The following is a 15,113-nucleotide window of genomic DNA, read 5'->3' on the forward strand; positions in this document are numbered from 1 at the left end:
TCCTGACCGGCTTCGAAAGTTTCGATGGGGTCCTGTTGACGGAACCCGGCGGTAGTGTCTAGCGTCCTGAAGCGCTGTTGAAACCTTTCATGAAATGGCGTCGCGTCGCTGAGGAGTCCCGCCGTGCAGCGTGTCTGCTTCCTGCTGAGGGTCCGCCGGGACCGGCTCGACGAGTACCGCGAGCGCCACACCGCCGTGTGGCCCGACATGCTCGCGGCGCTCTCCGGGGCGGGCTGGCGCAACTACTCGCTCTTCCTCCGCGAGGACGGCCTGCTGGTCGGCTACCTGGAGACGGAGGACTTCGACCGGGCGCGGGCCGCGATGGCGGAGACCGAGGTCAACGCCCGCTGGCAGGCGGAGATGTCCGGCTTCTTCGAGGAACTGGACGGCGCGGGGCCCGACGAGGCGATGAGGCCGCTCACCGAGGTCTTCCACCTCGCGTAGGCCGCGCGGCCGGAGGCCGGCCGCCGGGCGGTCCCGTGACCCGGTCGCCGGAGCCCCCCGTACGGCGTCCCGGGCCGGGCGCACCGGTCGCTCCGGCGCCCGGGGACGTCGGGTGCCTTCCTCCGCGGCGTGGGCGGAGGTCAGCGTTTGACGCGGCTGCGGACGGCGAGGACGGCCAGGCCGAGGAGGACGGGTTCGGCCAGACGGGAGGTCATCTCGGTGTAGGTGCCGGTGGTGGTGAGGTCCTGGCCGGAGGAGCGGAAGACCACCGAGTTGATCACCACCCGCAGGGCCTTCTCGAACCGCTCGGCGGTGACGCGGCCGGTCAGCGGGCCGGTGGGGTTGACCGGGTCGGGGGTGGCGGTGGTGAGGACGACCTCCTGCCCGACGGCGACCTGCCGGCCGGTGGTGGTCGGCTTCGGATCGTCGGCGGGCAGGCCCCACAGCACCATCACCGTGATCGTGACGGCCGTGGCCGCCCCCAGCCAGGCCAGCGCCCGGGTGGCGCGCAGCCCGTACCCGGACAGGGCCCAGTACGCGGTCAGCAGGACGCGCTCGCCCCGGGGGCGACGGGGGTCGTGGCGGCGCATCTCGCACTCGCCGTAGTAGAAGTCGGCGGCGTCCGGCTCGTTCTTGCCGTCCTCCAGCGACTTGCGCAGCTGCCGGTACAGCGCCGCCACCGCCGCCGGCTTCAGCGCGGGGGCGTCCGCCGGGGGCGGCGCCCAGCCGAGGGCGGTGGCCCGGCCGGGGTCACGGGCGGCACGCACCCGCCAGTGGTGCTCCTCGGTCAGGGTGTTGCGCCGGCTCCACCACCAGGGGAGGCGCCGGCCCCAGCCGGTGGGGGTGGTGGCGAAGGTGCACCAGCCGTCGACCTTCAGCTGGTCGAGGTGGACGGCCCCGGCGAACCGGCACCCGCTCAGGTCGATGTCGTGCAGCGCCAGGTGCGCGGTGTCCGCCCCGCCCAGCGACGCCAGCCGCACACCGGGGTCCCGGCCGGACAGCTCCGTCTCCGGCAACGAGTCGGCCGAGCCGGGCAGGGGGAAGGGGGTGGGACGGGCGGCGACCAGCACCGGGTACTCGAAGACCGCGTCCCTCAGGTCCAGCTCGGCGTGGCGCAGGTGCAGCGTGGCCGTCGAAGCCCACCGGGTGCGCGCGCAGCTCACCTGCCGGGCGGCGATCTCCACCGTCACCGGCTGCTGGAACACCGCGCCGTCCAGCACCAGCCGCTCACCGCACGCCAAGGGCCCCAGACTCGACGCCACCTCAAACCGCGCCATGCCGAACTGGGCGTCACCGGAGAAAGCCACCCCGGTAAACCAGGTGTTGCCGGAGAAGGTCGCCCCAACGAACCGGGTATCGCCGGAGAAGGTCGCCCCAACGAACCGGGTGTCACTGGAAAAGGTCACCCCAGCGAACCCGGCATCGCTGGAGAAGGTCGCCTGGACAAAACCGACGTCGCTGGAGAAGGCCGCCCCCACAAATCGAGTGATGCCGGAGAAGGTCACCCCGTTGAACTGGGCGGTCTTGAAGAAAGTCGCCCCGGCGAACTCAGCAACCTTGGAGAAGGTTGCCCCGGTGAACCAGGTGTTGCCGGAGAAGATCGCCCTGTCGAACCGGGCGGTGTCGGAGAAGGTCGCCTCCGCGAACCAGGTGTTGCCGGAGAAGGTCGCCCAGTCAAACCGGGCGGTGTCGGAGAAGGTCACTTCGGTGAACCAGGTGTCGCCGGAGAAGGCTGCCCCGTCGAACCGGGCGACCCCGATATGAGGACGGCCGGCGCCAGGGTCGCGCAGGGCGGCGAGTAACTGGTCCAGCAATTCAGGGGTGAAGGGGGTGCCCCGGTAGTCGATGTCGGCCCCGGGAGCCAGGTCCCCGAGATGGGCGGCGCGTTCGGCCTCCCCTAAATGGGCCAGGCAGGCCGTGTGCCCGGGAACGCGGATGCCGCGGCAGCCGACGGGATCGGTCGCGGGGGCGGCACCGTGGGCGCAGTGGGACCAGGCGGGGGGAACGGTGGACGGCGGGCCGGGCGTCGCTGGTGTCATGCGTGGAGGACGACCCGGGTGCCCCGACGGTTGCCCGCCGCCCCGCCGCCCCGCCGCGTAGGCCGCGGTACGGACGTCCTCGGTGCGCCGCCGAGGGACGCGGCGAGGCGAGGCGTGCGCTACCGGAGCCTCCCGCGCGCCCCGTCCCGGCTGCCGCCCCCGCCCCCGCTGCCGGGGCGGCCCCGCGAACCGACCCGACCGGATACCGGCCGAACGACGACACGAGGGTCCGTCGGCAGACGTATCCCCACCGGTACGGCACGCGGGAGCGTCCGCCGGGGCGTTACGGTGCGCCCCATCAGAGGGGGGATGGACGTGGTACCGGAGACAGTAGCCGCGGTGGCCGCCTTGGGCGGCGCGGCGGTGGTGCAGGCGGCGGGTACCGACGCCTGGAACGGTGTGAGGGCCCGGCTGGCCCGCTGGCTGGGGCGCGGGGACGGGGAGCGGGAACACGCCGAGGCGCGGCGGCTCGACGCGGCCGCCGCGGTCCTGCGGGCCACCGCGGACGTGCCGGAGGTCGCCGGGGAGCGCCGGCGCCAGGAGGAGGCGCACTGGCGCGACCGGTTCCTGGAGGCGCTGGCCGGCCTGTCCGACGACGGCCTCGCGGAGGTGGAGAGGGAGTTGAGGGCCCTGCTGCGGCACCTGGCGGAGGACCGGCCGGAGGGCGCCGCGGGCACGGGCATCCACGTGGAGGGGAACGTCTTCAGCGGCATCCAGAGCCTGCACATAGGCAACAGCACCGTGCGCCACGAGTACGGCTCCCCGGAATCCCGGCCGTGACCCCGGGCGGGGCCCCGTCCGGCGCGACCGGCACGGGGGACACGGACGGCTCCGTCCCGCCGGGGGAGACGGACGGCTCCGTCCCGCCGGGGGAGACGGACGGCTCCGTCCCGCCGGGGGAGAAGGACGGCTCCACCCCTCCAGCGGACACGAACGGCTCCGCCCCTCCGGGTGGCCGCTCCACCACCCTGGTGGGCAACGTCATCGAGCACAACGGCGTCGTGATCATCGGCGACGTCACCCACGACCCCGCGGCGTCCCGGGCCGCCGAGGTCCGTCGCTTCCTGCGCACCTGGGACGACACGGCCACGAAGGCCCGGGGGGCGCCGCGCACCCCCGCGTCCCTGCTGGAGGCGCACCGCGCCGTGGTGCCCTTCCGGGACCGCGCGCGGCAGCTGGCGGACCTGAAGGCGTGGTGGGGCGAGCCGGGCTTCGGCGCGTACCTGCTGCACGGGCCCGGCGGCCAGGGGAAGACCCGCCTCGCCCGGCAGCTGACCGGGCGGCCGGCAACGGGCGTCCGGGAGAGCCTGTGGCTGAGCCCCGAGGCTCCACCGGACGGGATGGCGCTCCTCGGGGACGTCGACTTCCCCCTGCTGGTGGTGGTCGACTACGCCGAGACCCGCACCGCCCAGCTGGCCGCCCTGCTCAGGGCCGGAGCCCGCTGCCACGCCGGGACGCTCAAGGTCCTCGCGCTGGCCCGCACCGACGGCGAGTGGTGGGAGGAACTGCGCGTCGCCACGCGCCTCGGCGACCTCTTCGACGCGTTCCCCGTCACCCGCCTGCCCCCGCTGGACCCCGGCGGCGCCACCCGCGCCGAGGCCTACCGCGAGGCCGTGGCCGGCCTGGCCGCGGCCCTGCCCGCCGTACCCGGACAGCGGCACTGCGACTGGCCCGCCCTGGCCGCGTCCCTGCCGCGGTCCCCCGACGGCCCCGTGCGCCACGCCGGTTCCGACGCGGTGCTCGACCTGCACATGACGGCGCTGGCGGACCTCCTGGACGCCGCCGCCCGCACGGCCGCCGGCGATCCCGCGGCCGAGGAGCCCCCTCCCCCCGCCGACGCCGGTCACGGCACCGTGGAGGAACGGCTGCTGCACCACGAGCGCTACTACTGGCAGGCCGCGGCGGAGGACCTGGGGCTCAAGCGGAGCAAGACCCTGGAGGGGCCGCTGGCCGCCGCCTTCCTCTGCGGCGCCGACGACCCGGAGCAGGCCGGGGACCTGCTGGGCCGGGTGCCCGCGCTGCGCGGGGAGAGCCACGACCTCCGCGAGGCCGTGGGCGCCTGGATCGCCGCCCTCTACCCCCCGTCCGCGGACGGGCAGGTCTGGGGCACGCTGCGGCCGGACCGGCTGGCGGAGTCCTTCCTCGGCCACCACCTGCGCGCCGCCCCCCGGTTCGCCGACGCGCTGCTGGAGGGCGCCTCCGAGGCGCAGGCGGCCCGGCTCCTCACCCTGTACACCCGCGCCGCCGCGCACCACGCCCACCTCGACCGCCTCGACGGCCCGCTCGTCGAGCTGTGCGTGAGGCACCCGCGGCTGCTCGGGCCGCTCGCCGTCGACACCGCCACGCAGGTGGAGCGGCCCGACCCCCTGCTGACCGCCCTCGGCGACCTGGCCACCGCCCCCGGTACGACGATCGGGGAGATCACCGCGCTGGCCGACCGCCTCCCGCGGTCCACCCACACCCTCACGTCCGTGGCGGTCGACGTGACCGGGCGGCTCACCGGGTTCCACCGCGAGCGGCACCGCCGGGACCCGGACCGGTCGGCGGACCTGGCCCTGGCGCTGCGCCAGTACTGCCGCCGCCTCCTGGACGCCGGGGACAGGCAGCGGTCCTGGGAGGCGGCCGACGAGGCCGTACGCCTGCTGCGGCCGCTGGCGCGCGGCGAGCCGGCCGCTTTCCTGCCGGAACTCGCGGCGGGGCTGCACAACGTGTCCGTGGCGCTCGGCAGCGTGGGGCGGCGGGAGGAGGCCCGGGCGCCCGCCCACGAGGCCGTGGCGATCTACCGGCGGCTGACCGCCGAGTCCCCGTCGTCCGGCGAGCTCCTCTCGGAACTCGCCCACGGCCTCAACGCCGTCTCCAACGCCGAGGCGGAGACGGGCCGGAGCGCCGAGGGGCTCGCGGCGATCCGGGAGGTCGTCGCCATCCGGCGGCGGCTGGTGGCCGAGCACGGGGACGCACACCGGGCGGAACTGGCGTACAGCCTGAACAACCTCGCCCTCCGGGAGGAGGACCGCGGGGCGTTCGCGGAGGCGCTGGAGGCCGCCCGGGAGGCCGTCGAGATCTACCGGTCCCTGGTCGAGGAGCACCCGGACGCCCACCTCCCGGGACTCGCCCTGGTCCTGGGGCCCTACGCCACCCTCCTGGGGACGACGGGCCGTCACGCCGAGGGGCTGCGGGTGGCCGAGGAGGTCGTGCGCGTCCGGCGCCGCCTGGCCGGCAGGCACGCCGAAGCGCACCGGTCCGGCCTGGTCAACGGGCTCAACAACCTCGCCGTCGACCTCGGCAGGGCCGGACGGCACGGCGAGGCCGTGGCGGCGGCGCGCGAAGCCGTCGCGCTCTGCCGCCCCCTCGCCGACCGGCACCCCGCCGTGTTCCGGGAGAAGCTGGCCATGAGCCTGAACACCCTCGCCGTCCAGCTCGGGGACCTCGCGCGGCCGCAGGAGGCGCTGGCGGCCTCGCGCGAGGCGGTCGGGATCTACCGGCTGCTGGTGGAGGAGGGCCCCCGGACCCGCACGGCGGACCTCGCCATGGGCCTGGTCACCCACGCGAGCCGGCTGCGGGACGCGGGGCGGGAGGAGGAGGCGCTGGCGGCCGCCCGGGAAGGCGTGGCGCTCCACCGGCGGCTGGCCTGGGGCGGGTCGGGGACCGCCTTCGCCGCCCTGGTGGCCGGGCTCAACAACCTCTCCCTGCTGTGCGGCGCCCTGGACATGCCCGACGACGCGCTCGCGGTGGCGCAGGAGGCGGTGGAGACCGCCCGCCGCGTCGTGCGGGCCCGCCCCTCCGGGCAGGCGCGCGCCGACCTCGGCGGGGCCCTGAACACCCGGGCGGGCGCCCTGGTCGGCGCGTCACGGCTCGACGAGGCCCTGGCCTCCTCCCGGGAGGCGGTGGACCTCTTCCGCGGCCTGGTCGGGGAGGGGCCGGACGGGGCGGCCCTCCACGCGCCGGCACTGGCGTCGGCCCTCACCACCCTCCGCGTCCTGCTGTTCACGGCGGGACGGGTGGACGAGGCCGTGGACGCCCTGCGGGAGGGGGTGGGGGTCCGGGGGCGCCTCCCCGCCGTGCCCGGCTCCACCGGCCGGACGCTGTACGCCGACGAGGCCGGGATGCTGGGCGTGCACCTGACGTCGACCGCCCGGTACGACGAGGCGCTGGAGCCCCTGCGGAGCTGCGAGGCCGTCCGCCGCGAACTGGCGGAGGAGGACCCGCCGGCCCACCTGCCGAGGCTGGCCGAGGTCCTGCTGGCCCGCGGCGTGTGCCTCGCGATGCTGGGGCGGCGGCGGGAGGCGCGGGAGCCCGCGGAGGAGGCGGTGGAGCTGTTCGACGGCCTCCCCCCGGACGCCGTCGGGCCGCACCCCGCCCGGTGCCTGGCGCTGCTGCTGCGAGGACAGCTCCAGCACGCCGGGGGAGAGGCGGGGGCCGAGGAGACCCTGCGGAGGGCGGTCGCCGCCGGCGAGGACGCCGCCGGTGCCGACGCCGCGCACGGCTCCCTGCCGCTGAGGGCGCTCACGGTGCTCGCGGCGCACCTGGTGGAGACCGGCCGCGCCGGCGAGGGGCTGGCGATCCTCGCCGACGCGGCCGCGCGGGGCCGCCTGCCGGCGGACGGGGACCCCGGGCGCGAGGGCGCCCTGGCGGAGACCCTGGCCGCCTTCGGCCGGTACGCGCCGGCCGACGGCGCCCGGCGCGCCGAGGCGTGCGCGGCGGCCCGGGAGGCGGTGTCCCGCTGCCGCCGGCTCGCCGGGGACGATCCGGAGCAGCACACGGTGCTCCTGGCGGACGCGCTGGCCGCCCACGGCCTGCTGCTGGCCGGCGAGGGCGACGTCGACGAGGCCCTGCGCACCACGGCGGAGGCGGTCGCCCTCCACGAGCGGAGCACCTCCGTGCCCCGCGCGGCCCGGGAGGCGGATCTCGCCTTCGCCCTGTACGCGCACGCCAAGGTCCGCCTGCTCGCCGGGGTCGAACTCCCGCGGGCGGCGGAGGGCATCACGCGGGCGGCGCGGATCCACCGCCGGCTCGCCCCGCGTGAGCCCGGTCTCGTCGCCTTCCACCTGGAGGACGTCCTGGACACCTACGAGCGCCTCACCGGGGAGGGGGAGGAACCCGGCTCAGTGGCCCCGCACCAGCATCCGTGACACGAGGTCGTGCCAGCCCGCCTCCACGCGGGCCAGCGGCAGGCCGCGCACGGTCAGCAGGTGGTGGACGAGCCCCGTGTCGAGGTAGCCCAGCAGGGTCTGCGCGGCCAGCTCGACGTCGGCGTCCGTGCCCGCCTCGCGCAGCAGCACCGCCAGGTGCGTGTGGCGCACGAGACGCGCCGGCACGGTGTGCCGGCGTGCCGGGTCGGGCTGGACGGCGGCGAGGTACAGGTCCCGGTGCGCGTCCTCGTGGCGCAGGGCGGCCGGGCCGAAGGCGTGCAGCCGCTCACCGGCCGGCGCTCCCGGCCCGAGCGGGGCCGGACCGGACATGAACGCCTCCTGGAACCGCTGCTCCTGGTGGTCCAGCAGGGCCAGCAGCAGTCCCGGGCGGTCGCCGAAGCGGCGGAACACCGTGCCCTTGCCGACCTGCGCGGCGCAGGCGACGGCTTCCATGGTCAGGTTGGCGGCGCCCTGCTCGGCGGCCAGCCGGGCGGCGGCCTCCAGGAGCCGGGCGCGGTTGCGGGCGGCGTCCGCGCGCAGCTGCGGCGGCGCCTCAACGGGGGTGAGGGACAGCTCCGTGCGTCCGTGCGGGGGCGGGGAGGTCATGGAAGCACCCTAACGCTGTCGGGAACAGAAGTGGACCGTGGTCCGTTTAGCTGGTACAACTATAAACGGACTTCGGTCCGGTTAGTTGCCCTTCTGACCGCTTCCCCCTTTCAGGAGTCACCATGTCCGCTCGTATCCTCGCGCTCGTCGGCAGCCTCCGCGCCGGTTCCCACAACCGCCAGCTCGCCGAGGCCGCCGCCGCCCTCGCCCCCGAGGGCGTCACCGTGGAGCTGTACGAGGGCCTCGCCGACGTGCCCTTCTACAACGAGGACATCGACACCGAGGCGGGTGCTCCGGAGAGTGCCGCCCGGCTGCGGGCCGCCGTCGCCGAGGCCGACGCCCTGCTGCTGTTCACCCCGGAGTACAACGGCACCATGCCGGCCGTGCTGAAGAACGCGATCGACTGGCTGTCCCGCCCCTACGGCGCCGGCGTCCTCAAGGAGAAGCCGGTCGCCGTCATCGGCACCGCCTTCGGCCAGTACGGCGGCGTGTGGGCGCAGACCGAGGCCCGCAAGTCCCTGGGCGTGGCCGGCGGCCGCGTGCTGGAGGGCGTCGAGCTCGCCATCCCGGGCTCCGTGGTCCGCTTCGCCGAGACCCACCCGTCCGAGGACGCCGAGGTCATCACCGGCCTGTCCGCGGTCCTCACCCAGGTCACCGAGGCCGCGGCCGCCCCCGCCGAGGCCACCGCCTGACCTCCCCGCCGGTCCCCGCGACGACGGCCGCCCCAGCCACCCGGCAGGGCGGCCGCCGCCGTACGCCCCAGCCGGAACGCGCGCACGCAGGCAGCGCCAGGCTCATGTCGGATTTCCGCCAGCGGCCCCCCGCCCGCCTCCCCGATGCTTGAGGCATGCACACCGACACCGAGCGCTGCGTGCGGGCCGTCCGCTCCAAGGACGCCCGCTTCGACGGATGGTTCTTCACCGCCGTCCTGACCACCCGCATCTACTGCCGTCCCAGCTGCCCGGTCGTGCCGCCCAAGCCGGAGAACATGGTCTTCTACCCGAGCGCCGCCGCCTGCCAGCAGGCCGGCTTCCGGGCCTGCAAGCGGTGCCGCCCCGACACGAGCCCCGGCTCCCCGGAGTGGGACGTCCGCGCCGACACCGTCGCCCGCGCCATGCGCCTCATCCGCGACGGCGTCGTCGACCGCGAGGGCGTCCCCGGGCTCGCCGCACGGCTCGGCTACTCGACCCGGCAGATCGAGCGGCAGCTGCTCGCCGAACTCGGCGCCGGACCGCTCGCCCTCGCCCGCGCCCAGCGCGCCCAGACGGCCCGCGTGCTCATCGAGACCACCGCCCTGCCCATGGCCGACGTCGCGTTCGCCGCCGGCTTCTCGTCCGTCCGGGCCTTCAACGAGACCGTCCGCGAGGTGTTCGCCCTCGCCCCCGGCGAGCTGCGCGCCCGCGCCGCCGGCACCCGCGGCGCCCCGGCCCCCACCCCCGGCGTGATCTCGCTGCGGCTGCCGTACCGCGCGCCCCTCGACCCGTCCAACCTGTTCGGCCACCTCGCCGCGACCGCCGTCCCCGGCGTCGAGGAGTGGCGCGACGGTGCCTACCGGCGCACCCTCACCCTCCCGTACGGGCACGGCATCGCCGCCCTCGCCCCGGCCACCGACCACATCGCCTGCCGCCTCCACCTCACCGACCCGCGCGACCTGGCCCACGCCATCAGCCGCTGCCGCTGGCTCCTCGACCTCGACGCCGACCCCGTGGCCGTCGACGAACAGCTGCGCACCGACCCGCTCCTCGCCCCGCACGTCGACCGCGCACCCGGCCGCCGCGTGCCGCGCACGGTCGACGCCGCCGAGTTCGCCGTCCGCGCGGTCCTCGGCCAGCAGGTCTCCACGGCCGCCGCCCGCACCCACGCCGGGCGCCTCGTCACCGCGTACGGCACCCCCGTCGACGACCCCGGGGGCGGGCTCACCCACCTGTTCCCCACGCCCGAGGCGCTCGCCGCCCTCGACTCGGACGCCCTCGCCCTGCCGCGCAGCCGCCGCGCCACGCTCACCACCCTGGTCGGCGCCCTCGCGGACGGCAGCCTCAAGCTGGGCCTGGACAGCGACTGGGACGAGGCCCGCGCCGGCCTCCTCGCCCTGCCCGGCTTCGGCCCCTGGACCGTCGAGGTCATCGCCATGCGCGCGCTCGGCGACCCCGACGCGTTCCTCCCCACCGACCTCGGCGTCCGCCGCGCCGCCGCCGGGCTCGGCCTGCCGTCGACGCCCGCCGCCCTCACGGCCCGCGCGGCCGCCTGGCGCCCCTGGCGCGCCTACGCCGTCCAGTACCTCTGGGCCACCGACAGCCACCCGATCAACCACCTCCCCGCCTGAGTCGAGGAAGCCCGCCATGAACCGGCAGCACACCGTCGTCGACAGTCCCTACGGCCCGCTCACGCTCGTCGCCACCGACGGCGTCCTCAGCGGGCTGTACATGACCGGCCAGCGCCACCGGCCCCCGGAGGAGACCTTCGGCGAGCCCGACCCCCGCCCCTTCCGCGAGGCCGCCCGCCAGCTCGACGCGTACCACGCGCGCGAGCTGACCGCGTTCGACCTGCCCCTGCGCCTGGCCGGCACGCCGTTCCAGCAGCGCGTGTGGGAACTGCTGCGGACCATCCCGTACGGCGAGACCCGCACGTACGGCGAGCTGGCCGCGGCCCTCGGGCAGCCCACCGCCTCCCGCGCGGTCGGTCTCGCCAACGGCCGCAACCCCGTCGGCATCATCGTCCCCTGCCACCGGGTCATCGGCGCGAGCGGCGGCCTCACCGGATACGGCGGCGGCCTGGACCGCAAGCGCCGCCTGCTCGCCTTCGAGAGCGGCGCCCCGGCCCCCGACACCCTGTTCCCGGTCGGCTAGGACCGAGGAGCCGCCTCGGCGGCGCGCCGACCGGGCGCGCCCGGTCGGGAGCGGCCGACCCGGACGTCCGGGTCGGCCGCGTGGTGCGCGTGAGTGTCACGGGCCGGGCGGCGAGGGGATTCCCGCGACCGGCGAACGGACGGCCACCCGGCGCTGTAGGGTCCGCCCATGGCCAAGGTGAGCGTTTCCCTCGACGCCGAACTCGTCGTGGAAGTCATGGTGCTGGCGGGCGTCGGCAACCCGCAGGACGCCGTCGAGCTGGTCGTCCGCGACTACATCCAGCGGGGCCACCGCACCGAGGCCGTGGTGGTGCCCCGCGAGGACGACACGCGGGCCCCGCGGACCAGGCCCCAGGACCAGGAATGAGCCACCGGGCCGGCGGCCGGGCACCGCTCAGCGGGCCGGGCGGCCGTTCTCCAGCTCCGCCGGGCCGCGGCCCGTCCCCAGGGCGTCCAGGGCGGCCTGGACGCGGAGGCCCAGGGCGCCCAGGAGGTGCGCCGGGATCTCCTCGGGGGTGATCAGCTTCCAGGACAGCAGCTCCGTCTCCTGCAGGCGGATCCCCCGGAAGTCCGCGTCGTCCAGGACGCCGCCGTCGTAGACGTACGCCACCACCGGCGGGCGGCCCGTGCCGAGGACCCAGTCGACGGCCAGGAGGGCACCCGGCCGCACGTCCAGGCCGATCTCCTCCAGCGTCTCGCGGCGGGCCGCCTGACGGGGCGACTCGTCCTCGTCGGACTCGATCGTCCCGCCGGGCAGCGCCCACCCGTCGCGGTAGTTCGGCTCCACGACCAGGACGCGCCCCGCGCCGTCCCGGATCAGCATGGCGGCGCCGGCGAGGACCTTCGGCAGGCCGGCGATGTACGTGGCGTAGTCGGTGGTCGTCATCCGGCCAGCGTAGAGGGTGCGCCGACCGGCCGTCAGCGGCCCGCCACCGGGCCGCCCTCCACGCCCCGCGCCCCCGCCGCCCCGCGCCCCGCGTCAGGTCTCCGTGCCGCCCGGGCCCCTGTCGTCCGGGCCGGTGTCGTCCTCCGCCCCGCTGCGCGCCCGCGCCGCGCGCCGCAGCCGGTGATGGCGCGCCGGCGCCTGCTCCGTCACCGCGTCGCCGACCATCGTCCGCACGACGTCCCGCAGCCCGTGCAGGGCGGGGTGCCGCACCAGCCCGGCGCCCGGGTCCTCCCGCAGCTCCTTCAGCAGCGCCCAGCACAGGCAGAGCATCACCACCACGAACGGCAGCGCCACCAGGATCGTCGCCGTCTGCAGCGAGTCGAGGCCGCCGACCACCAGCAGCACCGCCGCGACCGTCGCCATCAGCACGCCCCAGCCCACCACCAGCCACGTCGGCGGGTGCAGCGCGCCCCGGCTGGTCAGCGACCCCATCACCAGCGCCGCCGAGTCCGCGCTGGTGATGAAGTACGTCATGACCAGCACCATCGCCACGAACGACGTGAGCGTCCCGAGCGGCAGCGCGTCCAGCATCGCGAACAGCGACGCCTCCGCCCCCTCCCGCACGGCGCCCGCCAGGTCCGCCGAGCCGGTCGACTGCAGCCGCAGCGCCGAGCCGCCCATCACGCAGAACCAGACGACCGTCGCGCCGCTCGGCACCAGCAGCACCCCGACGAGGAACTCGCGGACCGTCCGGCCGTGCGAGATCCGGGCGATGAACGTCCCCACGAACGGCGCCCACGACAGCCACCACGCCCAGTAGAAGATCGTCCACGCCCCCAGCCAGGTGTGGTCGGAGAACGCGCCCGTACGCGTCGCCATCGGCAGCAGGTCCTCCAGGTAGCCGCCGACCGACGCCGGGATCGAGTCGAGGATGTACACCGTCGGCCCGATGAGGAAGACGAACACCATCAGCACCGCCGCGAGCGTGATGTTCAGCGTCGACAGCCACTTGACGCCCCGGTGCAGCCCGGAGAACGCCGACAGCACGAACGCCGCCGACAGCACCACGATGACCGTCAGCTGCGTCGCGCGGTCCGCCGCCACCCCGGCCGTCAGGTTCAGGCCCTCGGCCACCTGCAGCGCGCCCAGGCCCAGGCTGGTCGCCGTGCCGAAGACCGTCGCGAACACCGCCAGCAGGTCGATCAGCCGGCCCGGCCAGGAATCCGCCCGCCGCGCGCCGAGCAGCGGCACGAACGCCGCGCTCATCCGGTTCCCGCGGCCCTTGCGGAACCCGGCGTACGCCAGGGCGAGCCCGGTGATGCCGTAGATCGCCCACGGGGTGAGCGTCCAGTGGAAGAACGAGTACTCCATCGCCGTACGGGCCGCCTCGGCCGACTCGGCGCGCACCCCGGTCGCCGGCGGCGGGGTCAGGTAGTGCGTGAGCGGCTCCCCGACCCCGTAGAACATCAGGCCGATGCCCATCCCGGCGCTGAACATCATCGCGATCCACGCGAGGTTGCCGAACTCCGGCTCCGAGTCGTCCCTGCCCAGCCGGATCCGCCCGAACCGGCTGAACGCGAGCACCAGGCAGAGGACCAGGAACACGTCGGCGGCCACCACGAACAGCCAGCCGAAGTTGTCCAGGACCCAGGACAGGCTCGTGGACGAGGCGCTGTCGAAGGACTCCTCGCCCAGCCAGGCCCACAGCACCAGGACGAGGACGGCGGTGAAGCCGATCACCACCACGGCGTGGTCCGGCGAGGGTTGCGCGGAGCGGCCCGGAGGAGCACCGGGCGGGGGCTGATCCATCGGTTCCGTGCTCATGACGCCCCACTATGGTCCGGGACGGCACGACACGGAGGGGTGGCACGCCGTCCGACGCTCCGGATAGGGTCGCCGTGGCGCGACTGCCTGTTCGACAGCAAGGGATGCAAGGGTGACGGACGGAGCAGTTACTGAGGCCGCGCGCGTGCTCGTGGCGGCCGACAAGTTCAAGGGGTCCCTCACGGCCGTACAGGTCGCGGAGCGGGTGACGGCGGGGCTCCGGCACGTCGTCCCGGGCGTCCGGGTGGAGGCGCTGCCGGTCGCGGACGGCGGCGACGGCACGGTCGCGGCCGCGGTGGCGGCCGGATTCGAACGCCGCGAGGTCCGGGTGACCGGCCCGCTCGGCGAGCCCGTCACGGCGGCGTTCGCCCTGCGCGACGGGACGGCGGTCGTGGAGATGGCGGAGGCGTCCGGCCTCCAGCTGCTGCCCGACGGCGTCTTCGCGCCCCTCACGGCGACCACGTACGGCTCCGGCGAACTGCTGCGCGCCGCGCTCGACGCGGGGGCCCGCACCCTCGTCTTCGGCGTCGGCGGCAGCGCCACGACCGACGGCGGCGCCGGCATGCTCGCCGCGCTCGGCGCGCGGTTCCTGGACGCGGACGGCGAGCCCGTCGGCCCGGGCGGCGGCGGCCTGCGCGACCTGGCGACGGCCGACCTGTCGGGGCTGGACCCGCGCTTCGCCGACGTGGAGCTGGTGCTCGCCAGTGATGTCGACAACCCGCTGACCGGCCCGAAGGGCGCCCCGGCGGTGTTCGGTCCGCAGAAGGGCGCGACCCCGGAGGACGTGGCGGTCCTGGACGCGGCGCTCGTGCGGTACGTCGAGGTGCTGGAGAAGGCCGTGGGCCCGCGCGCCGCCGAGGCGGCCGTCTCGCCGGGCGCGGGCGGCGCGGGCGGCATCGGCTACGGCGCCCTGGTCGGCCTCGGCGCGGGCTTCCGCCCCGGCATCGAGCTGATGCTGGACATCCTGGGCTTCACCGAGGCCCTCGGCCGGGCCACGCTCGTGATCACCGGCGAGGGGTCCCTCGACGAGCAGACCCTGCACGGCAAGGCCCCGGCGGGCGTCGCCGCGGCGGCCCGCGCGGCCGGGGTCGAGGTCGTCGCGGTCTGCGGCCGCCTGGCGCTGCCCCCGGAGGCCCTGGGCCGGGCGGGCATCCGCCGCGCGTACCCCCTCACCGACCTGGAGCCGGACCCGGCCCGGTGCATCGCCGAGGCGGGCCCCCTCCTGGAGCGGGCCGCGGCGGGCATCGCCCGCGACTTCCTGCGCTGACGCCCCGCCGGGACCGCGCACCCCGGCCCGCCCCGCGCCCCGCCGGGACAGCGCCCCACGGCCGGGACCCCGG

General features: G+C 76.1%; 12 protein-coding genes and 1 pseudogene. 8 read left to right on the forward strand and 5 right to left on the reverse strand.

What is annotated here, in order from left to right:
• Window positions 1-123 precede the first annotated feature (123 nt).
• On the forward strand, window positions 124-444 hold the full coding sequence (locus IE106_RS20005; protein WP_189535995.1) for an L-rhamnose mutarotase: 321 nt from the start codon (window positions 124-126) through the stop codon (window positions 442-444).
• Window positions 445-584: 140 nt separating this feature from the next.
• Here the strand turns inward: IE106_RS20005 and IE106_RS30850 are convergent, their stop codons facing one another.
• Together IE106_RS30850 and IE106_RS30855 are read right to left on the reverse strand one after the other, a co-directional pair.
• Complete coding sequence (locus IE106_RS30850) at window positions 585-1,685, reverse strand: pentapeptide repeat-containing protein (RefSeq protein WP_308427891.1); 1,101 nt, start codon at window positions 1,683-1,685, stop codon at window positions 585-587.
• Window positions 1,686-1,784: 99 nt separating this feature from the next.
• Window positions 1,785-2,483: pseudogene (locus IE106_RS30855) on the reverse strand (pentapeptide repeat-containing protein); the annotation flags it as partial.
• Window positions 2,484-2,792: 309 nt separating this feature from the next.
• Here IE106_RS30855 and IE106_RS20015 point away from each other — a divergent pair.
• Together IE106_RS20015 and IE106_RS30740 are read left to right on the forward strand one after the other, a co-directional pair.
• Window positions 2,793-3,263: a hypothetical protein gene (locus IE106_RS20015; RefSeq protein WP_189535999.1), complete on the forward strand. Its 471-nt coding sequence runs from the start codon at window positions 2,793-2,795 to the stop codon at window positions 3,261-3,263.
• On the forward strand, window positions 3,260-7,612 hold the full coding sequence (locus IE106_RS30740; RefSeq protein ID WP_189536001.1) for a tetratricopeptide repeat protein: 4,353 nt from the start codon (window positions 3,260-3,262) through the stop codon (window positions 7,610-7,612). The genes IE106_RS20015 and IE106_RS30740 overlap by 4 nt, the downstream gene beginning before the upstream one ends.
• On the opposite strand, the gene IE106_RS20025 is transcribed toward IE106_RS30740, so the two are convergent.
• Window positions 7,586-8,218, reverse strand: a complete 633-nt coding sequence (locus tag IE106_RS20025; protein WP_189536003.1) for a TetR/AcrR family transcriptional regulator — start codon at window positions 8,216-8,218, stop codon at window positions 7,586-7,588. The genes IE106_RS30740 and IE106_RS20025 overlap by 27 nt on opposite strands.
• Window positions 8,219-8,340: 122 nt before the next feature.
• Here IE106_RS20025 and IE106_RS20030 point away from each other — a divergent pair, with 122 nt between their 5' ends.
• The 4 genes from IE106_RS20030 (at window position 8,341) to IE106_RS20045 (ending at window position 11,430) form a co-directional block, all read left to right on the forward strand.
• Window positions 8,341-8,910: an NADPH-dependent FMN reductase gene (locus IE106_RS20030; RefSeq protein WP_189536005.1), complete on the forward strand. Its 570-nt coding sequence runs from the start codon at window positions 8,341-8,343 to the stop codon at window positions 8,908-8,910.
• A gap of 155 nt (window positions 8,911-9,065) precedes the next feature.
• Window positions 9,066-10,541 carry an AlkA N-terminal domain-containing protein gene (locus IE106_RS20035; protein WP_189536006.1) on the forward strand — a complete coding sequence of 492 codons (1,476 nt, stop codon included), beginning with the start codon at window positions 9,066-9,068 and terminating at the stop codon, window positions 10,539-10,541.
• 16 nt (window positions 10,542-10,557) lie between these two features.
• Window positions 10,558-11,064, forward strand: coding sequence for a methylated-DNA--[protein]-cysteine S-methyltransferase (locus IE106_RS20040; protein WP_189536008.1), 507 nt, complete (start codon window positions 10,558-10,560; stop codon window positions 11,062-11,064).
• A 168-nt stretch (window positions 11,065-11,232) separates the two neighbouring features.
• Entirely contained in the window at window positions 11,233-11,430 is a 198-nt protein-coding gene (locus tag IE106_RS20045) for a DUF2191 domain-containing protein (protein ID WP_189536010.1), read from the forward strand.
• Between the two features lie 27 nt (window positions 11,431-11,457).
• Here the strand turns inward: IE106_RS20045 and IE106_RS20050 are convergent, their stop codons facing one another.
• Complete coding sequence (locus tag IE106_RS20050; protein WP_189536011.1) at window positions 11,458-11,949, reverse strand: NUDIX domain-containing protein; 492 nt, start codon at window positions 11,947-11,949, stop codon at window positions 11,458-11,460.
• Window positions 11,950-12,042: 93 nt separating this feature from the next.
• The gene (locus IE106_RS20055) at window positions 12,043-13,773 is read right to left on the reverse strand and encodes a BCCT family transporter (RefSeq protein ID WP_189536014.1); all 1,731 of its coding nucleotides are present in this window, start codon (window positions 13,771-13,773) and stop codon (window positions 12,043-12,045) included.
• A 112-nt stretch (window positions 13,774-13,885) separates the two neighbouring features.
• On the opposite strand from IE106_RS20055, the gene IE106_RS20060 reads away from it, so the two are divergent.
• Window positions 13,886-15,040, forward strand: a complete 1,155-nt coding sequence (locus tag IE106_RS20060; RefSeq protein ID WP_189536016.1) for a glycerate kinase — start codon at window positions 13,886-13,888, stop codon at window positions 15,038-15,040.
• The last annotated feature ends 73 nt before the right edge of the window (window positions 15,041-15,113 follow it).

It is taken from the genome of Streptomyces roseolilacinus, assembly GCF_014649335.1.
Classification (GTDB): Bacteria; Actinomycetota; Actinomycetes; order Streptomycetales; family Streptomycetaceae; genus Streptomyces; species Streptomyces roseolilacinus.